The organism is Pantoea sp. Pa-EAmG, assembly GCF_030024295.1.
In the GTDB taxonomy this organism is placed as follows: domain Bacteria; phylum Pseudomonadota; class Gammaproteobacteria; order Enterobacterales; family Enterobacteriaceae; genus Pantoea; species Pantoea dispersa.
Genome location: NZ_JASEWO010000201.1, coordinates 1 through 7,337, shown reverse-complemented (window position 1 = coordinate 7,337; position 7,337 = coordinate 1). Strand labels below are relative to the sequence as shown.

At 61.3% G+C, this 7,337-nt stretch carries 4 protein-coding genes; 1 reads left to right on the top strand and 3 read right to left on the bottom strand.

The window, feature by feature from the left end:
- The coding region (gene ppc / locus QMM04_RS19475) for a phosphoenolpyruvate carboxylase (RefSeq protein WP_282996802.1) at positions 1-2,600 on the top strand (2,600 nt) is incomplete at its 5' end.
- A 72-nt stretch (positions 2,601-2,672) separates the two neighbouring features.
- Here ppc and metF read toward each other — a convergent pair.
- The 3 genes from metF to metB form a co-directional block, all read right to left on the bottom strand.
- The gene (metF, locus tag QMM04_RS19470) at positions 2,673-3,569 is read right to left on the bottom strand and encodes a methylenetetrahydrofolate reductase (protein WP_021506834.1); all 897 of its coding nucleotides are present in this window, start codon (positions 3,567-3,569) and stop codon (positions 2,673-2,675) included.
- Between the two features lie 215 nt (positions 3,570-3,784).
- On the bottom strand, positions 3,785-6,217 hold the full coding sequence (locus QMM04_RS19465; RefSeq protein ID WP_282996801.1) for a bifunctional aspartate kinase/homoserine dehydrogenase II: 2,433 nt from the start codon (positions 6,215-6,217) through the stop codon (positions 3,785-3,787).
- A 2-nt stretch (positions 6,218-6,219) separates the two neighbouring features.
- Positions 6,220-7,337, bottom strand: a 1,118-nt coding sequence (gene metB / locus QMM04_RS19460) for a cystathionine gamma-synthase (RefSeq protein WP_282996800.1), incomplete at its 5' end; no start/stop codon positions are given.

Here is a 7,337-nt window from a genome sequence, read left to right as displayed (position 1 = left end):
TGCTCGGGGATACGATAAAGGATGCACTGGGAGAGAACATCCTCGATCGGGTGGAGACCATCCGCAAGCTCTCTAAGTCATCCCGTGCAGGAAATGACACTCATCGTAAGGAACTGCTCTCCACGCTGCAAAACCTGTCTAACGACGAGCTGCTGCCGGTGGCACGCGCGTTCAGCCAGTTCCTTAACCTCACCAACGTGGCAGAGCAGTATCAAACCATTTCGCGCAGCGGCGACGGTGCTAACCATCCGGAGCTGCTGAAAAAGACCTTCGAGCGCCTGAAGCAGCAGAGCGATCTCAGCGAGCCGGCCATCCGCCAGGCGATTGAGGAGCTGTCGCTGGAGCTGGTGCTCACCGCCCACCCGACCGAGATTACCCGCCGCACGCTGATCCACAAGCTGGGCGAAGTGAACAGCTGTCTGCAACAGCTCGACCACAGCGACATCACCGACTACGAACGCAACCAGGTCATGCGCCGTCTGCGTCAGCTGGTGGCGCAGGCGTGGCACACCGATGAAATCCGTAAATATCGCCCGACGCCGGTAGATGAAGCCAAATGGGGCTTCGCGGTGGTGGAGAACAGCCTGTGGGAAGGCGTACCGGCGTTTCTGCGCGAGCTGAACCAGCAGGTGGAAGAGAGCTTCGGCATCCAGCTGCCGGTGGATTTTGTGCCCATCAAATTTACCTCGTGGATGGGCGGCGACCGTGACGGTAACCCGAACGTCACCGCACCGATTACCCGCCACGTGATGCAGCTAAGCCGCTGGAAAGCCGCCGACCTGTTCCTGCGCGACATCGGCGTGCTGGTGTCCGAGCTGTCAATGTCCGAGTGCAGCGACGAAGTGCGCGAACTGTGTGGCGATGCGGAGGCGCTGGAGCCGTATCGTGTAATTCTGAAACGTATCCGCAGCCAGCTGATGAGCACCCAGAGCTATCTGGAGCGCCGCCTGAAGGGCGAGCGCCTGCCGCGTCCGGCCGATCTGCTGGTTTCTAACGATCAGCTGTGGCAGCCGCTGTTTGCTATTTACCAGTCGCTGCAGCAGTGCGGCATGGGCATCATCGCCAACGGCCAGCTGCTGGATACGCTGCGCCGCGTGAAGTGCTTCGGCGTGCCGCTGGTGCGTATCGATATCCGTCAGGAGAGCACCCGCCACACCGAAGCGATTGCCGAAGTGACGCGCTATCTCGGACTGGGCGACTACGAAAGCTGGTCAGAAGCCGACAAGCAGGCGTTCCTGATCCGTGAACTGAATTCCAAGCGGCCGCTGCTGCCGCGGCAGTGGGAGCCCAGCGACAACACGCGTGAAGTGCTGGATACCTGCAAAGTGGCGGCAGAAGCGCCGCAGGGTTCGATTGCCGCCTATGTGATTTCGATGGCCAAAACGCCGTCTGACGTGCTGGCGGTGCATCTGCTGCTGAAAGAGGCCGGCATCCCTTACGCAATGCCGGTGGCGCCGCTGTTTGAAACCCTCGACGACCTCAACAACGCCAATGACGTGATGAGCCAGCTGCTGAATATCGACTGGTATCGCGGCTTCATCAACGGCAAACAGATGGTGATGATTGGCTATTCCGACTCGGCAAAAGATGCCGGCGTGATGGCAGCCAGCTGGGCGCAGTATCAGGCCCAGGATGCGCTGATAAAAACCTGCGACAAAGCCGGCATTACCCTGACGCTGTTCCACGGACGCGGCGGTTCGATTGGCCGCGGTGGCGCACCGGCGCATGCAGCCCTGCTGTCACAGCCGCCGGGCAGCCTGAAAGGCGGCCTGCGCGTGACCGAACAGGGCGAAATGATCCGCTTCAAATATGGCCTGCCGGAAGTCACCATCGCCAGCCTGTCGCTTTACACCGGGGCGATTCTGGAAGCCAACCTGCTGCCACCGCCAGAACCAAAACGCGAATGGCAGGAGATCATGAACGGCCTGTCAGCCTATTCGTGCGCCATGTACCGTGGCTATGTGCGTGAAAATCCGGACTTCGTACCCTACTTCCGCTCGGCGACGCCAGAGCAGGAGCTGGGTAAATTGCCGCTCGGATCGCGTCCGGCGAAACGGCGTCCGACCGGCGGCGTAGAGTCGCTGCGCGCCATTCCGTGGATCTTCGCCTGGACGCAGAACCGCCTGATGCTGCCCGCGTGGCTGGGTGCCGGCGCGGCGCTGCAGAAAGCGATGGACGAAGGCCATCAGGATCAGCTGGAAACCATGTGCAGCGAATGGCCGTTCTTCGCCACGCGCCTCGGCATGCTGGAGATGGTGTTCTCGAAGGCTGACCTGTGGCTGGCGGAGTATTACGATCAGCGTCTGGTGGATAAATCGCTGTGGCCGCTCGGCAAACAGCTGCGCGATCAGCTCGATGCCGACATCAAAGCGGTGCTGACCATCGCGAACGATGCGCATCTGATGGCGGACCAGCCGTGGATCGCCGAATCCATCGCGCTGCGTAACGTCTACACCGATCCGCTCAACGTGCTGCAGGCGGAACTGCTGCAGCGTGCGCGTGCGCAGGAAGAGCGCGGCGATGAACCTGATGCGCGCGTAGAACAGGCGCTGATGGTCACTATCGCTGGCGTTGCGGCCGGCATGCGTAACACCGGCTAACGGCTGGCGGCGCATCACGCATCACAGCAAGAAGGGGGCCCTGAGGCCCCCTTCTCTTTTATCCTTTCACGCTTATGCCGCCAGCGTCGGGCGAACACCCAGCGTGTGGCAGATGGCGTAGCTCATCTCGGCGCGGTTCAGCGTGTAGAAATGAAAGTCCTTCACCCCTTCGCGCGACAGGATTTTCACCATGTCCATGGCGATGTTGGCACCGACCATTTTGCGCGTTTCCGCATCATCATCCAGCCCGTCAAACATGGCGTTCATCCAGCCCGGTACGCGCACGTTGGTCATGGTGGCGAAACGCTGCAGCTGTTTAAAGTTGGAGACCGGCAGAATGCCCGGCACGATCTCCACGTCGATACCGGTGGCCACGCAGCGATCGCGAAAGCGCAGATAGCTCTCCACGTCGAAGAAAAACTGGGTAATCGCGCGACTGGCACCGGCATCAATTTTTCGCTTCAGGTTGATCAGATCTGCCTGCGCACTCTTCGCTTCCGGATGCACTTCGGGATAGGCCGCTACCGAGATATCAAAATCACCGACCTCTTTCAGCAGCGACACCAGATCGCTGCCGTACATGTCTGGTTTGCCGCCGCCCGGTGGTAAATCGCCGCGCAGCGCCACGATATGGCGAATGCCGTTATTCCAGTAGTCTCGCGCAATGGCGCGCAGTTCATCGCGCGTCGCATCAATACAGGTGAGATGCGGTGCCGCTTCCAGTCCGGTGCGCTCTTTAATGCCTTTGATGATGCTGTGAGTGCGGTCGCGCTCGCCGGAGTTGGCTCCGTAAGTTACCGAGACGAATTTGGGTTTCAGGCTGCTCAGGCGGTCGATGGAGTTCCACAGGGTTGCTTCCATTTCGCTGGTGCGGGGCGGGAAAAACTCAAAAGAGACATTAATTTGCCCGTTCAGCTCAGCCAGGCTCTGGTTCAGCGCTTCGCGCTGATTGGCATGAAAGAAACTCATCCTGTTACCTCATCATCACATATCGATTAATTTGCGAACCGCGAACATCCATACGTTTAGACGTCCAGATGCACAAAATGAACGATCTTCAGCTTAGCGTCAACATAAAATTGCTTGCCGGGCGTGACAAATATTCAACCAAAGTGAAAGGGATTCACCTGACGGGGGAAGCAGAGGAAAAAACGCAGACAGCGGACGCCGTCTGCGCAGCAGGTTTACAGCAGTTGGGCGAGACGATTGATATCAGACTGTAGCGCACCGGCGGTGACATCCCGGCCGGCACCTGGCCCGCGGATCACCAGCGGATTGTCGCGATACCAGCGGCTTTCGATGGCAAACACGTTATCGCACGGCAGCAGCGCCGCCAGCGGATGCTCCGGACGCACCGCTTCCACGCCAACGCGCGCTTTACCGTTGGCATCGAAACGCGCCACGTAGCGCAGCACCAGCCCCATCTCCTGTGCGGCTTCGAAGCGCTGCAGCATCTGCTCGTTCAGCTCGTCGGCGTTTTCAAAGAAGTGGTCGATGGATTCGCCTTCGCACTGTGACGGCACCAGCGATTCAACCCGCACCTGATCCGGTTCGATGTCGTAACCGGCTTCGCGCGCCAGAATCACCAGTTTGCGCATCACGTCCTGACCGGAGAGATCGACGCGCGGGTCGGGCTCGGTTAAGCCCTGCTGCCACGCCTGATCGACCAGCTCGCTGAACGGCACCGTGCCGTCAAACTGCAGGAACAGCCACGACAGCGTGCCGGAGAAGATACCGCTGATCGCCAGAATGCTGTCGCCGCTTTCGCGCAGGTCGCGCACCGTGTGATTGACCGGCAATCCGGCACCCACGGTCGCGTTATACAGCCAGTGGCGACCGGTTTTGGCGAAGGCATCGCGTACCTGACGCCAGCTCTGGCCGCTGGCAGCGCCGGCCACTTTGTTGGCGCTGATGACGTGGAAGCCGTGGCTGGCAAAATCGTGATACTGCTGCGCCAGCGAATCACTGGCGGTGACGTCGAGCACCACCAGATCGTCAAACGGGTGCGCGCGCATCCACAGGAACAGCGACTCTTCGTCGCGCGCTTCCGCTTCATCGTCAAAGAAGGCCAGCGCCCGGCTGGCGTCGAGACCGTCATAGCTCAGCAGGCTGCGGCTACTGTCCGCCACGCCCGCCAGCACAAATTCAAACCCGGTACGCGCCGATAGCGTCTCCTGCTCGCGCGCGAACAGCTCCAGCCAGCGTGAACCAATATTGCCTTTGCCAAACAGGATCAGGCCGATGCGCTTCTCGGCGCGGAACAGCGACTGGTGCAGCCCCTGAATCAGATGCTGGGTCGGTCCGACGCGCAGCACCGCCACCAGGCTGATGTGATCTTCTGACTGCCAGACGAATTCAACCGGCTGGTCTTTGATCTGCTGCCAGAAGCGGTGGCTGTGCAGCGGATTACGCGTCACGCCAGCGCCAACCAGCGCCACCAGCGCTAAACCGTCGCGCAGCTGCAAATGGCCGGGCAGCGCCGCGTCCTGCAGCAGGTTAAACGCACTGTTAACCACTTCCGAGGTGTAACACAGCTGCAGCAGACGGCGATCCGGGTGCACGCCCATCGCCAGCGGACGCAGCTGCGCGCGCTTCAGCAGCAGATCGATCTCTTTCTGCTGAGTCGCAAAATCGTGGCTGTCGGGAATCTGAATCTCAACCAGGCAGACATCGTCGTGGCTGGTGACGATGCGTGCACCGGTGCCGGAGGCCAGCACGCGCTCAATGCGCGTCGAGCCCTGCTCCGGCTGATAGCTGCAGCGCAGCTGTAAATCGATATCGCTGTTGGAGACCGGCTGCAGCGTGCGCGTGTGCAGCACCGGTGCTGCCAGTCGCGCCAGCTCGCTGGCCTCATCCAGCCGCAGCAGCGGCAGCAGGCAGGCATCGGAGACCTTACGCGGGTCCGCGCTGTAAACGCCAGCCACGTCGCTCCAGATGGTGACGCGGTTCACGCCCGCCAGCGCGCCAATCTGCGTTGCCGAGTAGTCAGAGCCGTTACGGCCGAGCAGTACGGTTTCGCCCGCTTCGCTGCGGCTGATAAAGCCAGTGACCACCAGACGCTTATGCGGATGCTGCGCCAGCAGCGCCTGCAGCAGCGGCCAGGATTTGCCTTCATCTACCTGCGGCTGTGCCGCACGTTCGGCACGCAGGAAGTCGCGTGCGTCCAGCCACGCCGCTTCGATATCACGCTGGCTGAGCACCGCCGCCATCAGGCGCGCCGACCAGATTTCGCCGTGGCCGACCACTTCGGCGTACACCGCATCGGTGATGGCGCCGTCGAGCAGCGCAGCCAGGCGTTCAAGATCGCGGATGAAGGCTGCGGTCAGGGTTTCTGCATATTCAGCAGGCAGCAGTGCAGCGATCAGCTCGCTGTGAAAACGGCGTAACGCCTGTTGCACCTGATGGGCCGATAAGCGATCGCTCTGGCTCAGCTTGAGCCAGCTAATCAGCTGGTTAGTGGTGCTGCCAGCGGCAGAGACCACCATTAAGTCGCCCGGCTGGCTGTAATCGGCCATGATACCGGCGACGCGCTGATAACAGCGCGCGTCGGCCAGGCTACTGCCACCAAATTTATGCAACTGCTTGATCGGCGTTCCCGCACCTGCTGAAATCGTCATGGTTACCCCTCGGCTGCGATCCTGAATGCATTATCCAGGTCGGCGATTAAATCTTCGTGATCTTCAATTCCGACAGAAATACGCAGCAGCGAGTCGGAAATGCCCGCTGCGGCACGCGCGTCCGCCGACATGCCGGCGTGCGTCATGGTGGCGGTGTGCGAAATCAGACTTTCCACGCCGCCCAGCGACTCCGCCAGCGTAAACAGTTGCAGCGCTTTCAGGAAGCGGCGCAGCCGCGCCTCATCGGCGTCGAGTTCAAAACTGAGCATGGCGCCAAAACCGCGCTGCTGACGCGCGGCACACTGGTGGCCGGCGTTCTCTGGCAGAGACGGATGATACAGCTTTTTCACCAGCGGTTGTTGCTTCAGGTAATCAACAATCGCCAGGGCGTTACGCTGCGCCGCCGCCATGCGCGGTGCCAGCGTGCGCAGGCCGCGCAACAGCAGGTAGCTGTCAAACGCCGCGCCGGTGACGCCAATGTTATTCGCCCACCAGGCGAGTTCCGTGACCAGCGCCGGATCTTTAGCGATGACCGCACCGGCCACCACGTCCGAGTGACCATTGAGATATTTGGTGCAGGAGTGGATCACCAGGTCGGCACCCAGCGCCAGCGGGTTCTGCAGCGCCGGGCTGAGGAAGGTGTTGTCCACGACGCTCACCGCACCGGCAGCACGCGCGGCGGCGCAGATGGCCGCAATGTCCACCACGCGCAGCAGCGGATTGCTCGGGCTTTCGACCAGCACCAGCTTTGGTTTTTCCGCCAGCGCCGCCGCCAGCGCCGCTTCATCGCCCTGATCGACAAACTTCACGCGGTAAGCGCCGCGCTTGCTCAGGCTGTCAAACAGACGATAGCTGCCGCCGTAGCAGTCGTGCGGCGCCACCAGCAGATCGCCTGGCTTCAGGAACACCGTCGTCACCAGATGAATCGCCGACATCCCGGTGTTGGTCAGCACCGCGCCCGCCCCCCCTTCCAGCTCAGCCAGCGCGCGCTGGACCACATCGCGCGTCGGGTTACCGCGGCGTGAATAGTCATGCGCGCGCGGCTCGTTGAAATCGAGGAAGTTATAGGTGCTGGAGAGGTGAATCGGTGGGACAACGCAGCCATATTGCTCGTCATCAT